2 rRNA genes are annotated in these 3,213 nt (G+C 53.3%); both read right to left on the bottom strand.

Features of this window, described 5'->3' with window-relative positions:
- Positions 1-76: 76 nt before the first annotated feature.
- Positions 77-191: ribosomal RNA gene (gene rrf / locus ACODRZ_RS26540) — 5S ribosomal RNA — on the bottom strand.
- A gap of 140 nt (positions 192-331) precedes the next feature.
- Positions 332-3,122: ribosomal RNA gene (locus ACODRZ_RS26535) — 23S ribosomal RNA — on the bottom strand.
- Positions 3,123-3,213 lie beyond the last annotated feature (91 nt).

Below are 3,213 nucleotides of genomic sequence, written 5' to 3'. Positions count from 1 at the left end.
AGGGGGCTTTTTGGCCCCCTGTTTTGTTTGTCATTGTGATGGGTTTTTTATCTAGCGTTTGTGCGCCGGCTTCAATGCCTGGCGACGTCCTACTCTTCCGGGGCTTGAGCCACAGTACCATTGGCGCTGTCAGGTTTCACGGCCGAGTTCGAGATGGGATCGGGTGGGTCACTGACGCTATGGTCACCAAGCAATGGAGCCGGCGCATGAACGCTAGAGGTTTTTAATCGATGTATGCCCGTGCTTTATTCGTACAGATGTCTGGCTGGAAGATCGTCCGCCATCTGACGTTGCGCTGCTGTTTGCAGGGCTGTCATTGATGGTGGGATTCATCAAGCATGATCAGAGTTATTAGGACCGGTTAGCTCCATGCGTTACCGCACTTCCACACCCGGCCTATCAACGTGATGGTCTATCACGACTCGAAGATACCTAATCTTGAGGGAGGCTTCCCGCTTAGATGCTTTCAGCGGTTATCCCGTCCATGCATAGCTACCCTGCTGCGCTCCTGGCGGAACGACAGGTACACCAGAGGCATGTTCAACCCGGTCCTCTCGTACTAGGGTCAACTCCTCTCAAGTATCGACGCCCACGGCAGATAGGGACCAAACTGTCTCGCGACGTTCTGAACCCAGCTCACGTACCACTTTAATTGGCGAACAGCCAAACCCTTGGGACCTGCTCCAGCCCCAGGATGTGATGAGCCGACATCGAGGTGCCAAACGATTCCGTCGATATGAGCTCTTGGGAATCATCAGCCTGTTATCCCCGGCGTACCTTTTATCCGTTGAGCGATGGCCCTTCCACGAGGGACCACCGGATCACTATGACCGACTTTCGTCTCTGCTCGATTCGTCAATCTCGCAGTCAGGCAGGCTTATGCCATTGCACTCTTGCAGCCGGTTTCCAACCGGCCTGAGCCTACCATCGCGCGCCTCCGTTACTCTTTAGGAGGCGACCGCCCCAGTCAAACTACCCGCCACAGAGGGTCCCCGAACCGGATAACGGTCCTGGGTTAGACATCAGAACATAACAGGGTGGTATTTCACCTATGGCTCCACACCAGCTGGCGCCGGTGCTTCAAAGCCTCCCACCTATGCTACACAATTCTATCCTAATGCCACTCTGAAGCTGCAGTAAAGGTGCACGGGGTCTTTCCGTCTAACCGCGGGTACTCCGCATCTTCACGGAGAATTCAATTTCGCTGAGCATATCCTGGAGACAGTGGGGAAGTCGTTACGCCATTCGTGCAGGTCGGAACTTACCCGACAAGGAATTTCGCTACCTTAGGACCGTTATAGTTACGGCCGCCGTTTACCGGGGCTTCAATTCGGAGCTTGCACTCCTCCTCTTAACCTTCCGGCACCGGGCAGGCGTCAGACCCTATACGTCGTCTTGAAGCCGACTTAGCAGAGTCCTGTGTTTTTGCTAAACAGTCGCTACCCCCTGGCCTGTGCCCCCCACAAGTGCTTGCGCATATATGGGGCCTCCTTCTTCCGAAGGTACGGAGGCAATTTGCCGAGTTCCTTCAGGATACTTCTCTCAAGCGCCTTGGTATACTCTACCTGACCACCTGTGTCGGTTTCGGGTACGGTCTATACGGTGGGGCTATTTCCTGGAACCACGTGAAAGCACAACCAATCCAATAAGGTTGTACAATGTAAGTGATCCGTCACACACCACCAGGCCCACGAATATTAACGTGGTTCCCATCGACTACCCCCTTCGGGCTCGTCTTAGGGGCCGGCTCACCCTGCTCAGATTAGCTTTAAGCAGGAACCCTTGGTCTTTCGGCGAGAGGGCATCTCACCCTCTTTGTCGCTACTCATGTCAGCATTCGCACTTCCGATACGTCCACGGTCGGTTACCCTCCCGCTTCACTCGCCTACGGAACGCTCCGCTACCGCTCAGTCAAAGACTGAACCCTAAGCTTCGGTGCATCACTTTAGCCCCGTTACATTTTCGCCGCAGGAACCCTTGTTTAGACCAGTGAGCTGTTACGCTTTCTTTAAAGGATGGCTGCTTCTAAGCCAACCTCCTGGTTGTTTTGGGATTCCCACATGCTTTCCCACTTAGTGATGACTTGGGGACCTTAGCTGTAGGTTAGGGCTGTTTCCCTTTTGACGACGGACCTTAGCACCCGCCGTCTGTCTGCCGAACTAGTCTCGTTGGTATTCGGAGTTTGGTTAGAATTGGTAGATCTCGCGACCCCCGCATCCATCCAGTGCTCTACCCCCAACGGCAATCATTCGACGCTCTACCTCAATAGATTTCGCGGAGAACCAGCTATTTCCCGGCTTGATTGGCCTTTCACCCCTAAACACAACTCATCCGAGAATTTTTCAACATTCAACGGTTCGGTCCTCCAGTGCGTGTTACCGCACCTTCAACCTGGTCATGCCTAGATCGCCGGGTTTCGGGTCTAATACACCATACTCAGTCGCCCTGTTCAGACTCGCTTTCGCTGCGCCTACACCTAACGGCTTAAGCTCGCATGGTACATTAAGTCACTGACCCATTATGCAAGAGGTACGCTGTCACCCCCTAAAGAGGCTCCAACTGCTTGTAAGCATCCGGTTTCAGGTACTGTTTCACTCCCCTCATCGGGGTGCTTTTCACCTTTCCCTCACGGTACTGTGTTCGCTATCGGTCATGTACGAGTATTTAGGCTTGGAGGGTGGTCCCCCCATGTTCAGACAGGATTTCACGTGTCCCGCCCTACTCGAGTCTTGCATCTTCATTTTCGCATACGGGACTGTCACCCGCTATGGTCGATCTTTCCAAATCGTTCTGCTAACTTAGATGCAAGCACTGGCCTGGTCCGCGTTCGCTCGCCACTACTAACGGAATCTCGGTTGATGTCTTTTCCTCCGGGTACTTAGATGTTTCAGTTCCCCGGGTTCGCTTCACCAAGTCTATGTATTCAACTTGGGATACCTTATCCACCTCACTCAATTCATGGTTGCCCATGCTTCGAGAGAAATGGTGAAGGTGGGTTTCCCCATTCGGAAATCGTCGGATCAAAGCCTGCTCACGGCTCCCCGACGCTTATCGCAGCGTGCCACGTCCTTCATCGCCTGTACATGCCAAGGCATCCACCAGATGCTCTTACCTCACGCTTGAGAATCCACACCATCAATGACAGCCCTGCATAGAAGCTGCATTGTTTTCAGGTGCGGACGATTAATCTCAGCCAGATGTAAATCTGTATGT

Source organism: Novosphingobium sp. FG90, assembly GCF_057808725.1.
The sequence above is the reverse complement of the archived record's forward strand: the minus strand, read 5'-3'. Positions and strand labels throughout refer to the sequence as shown.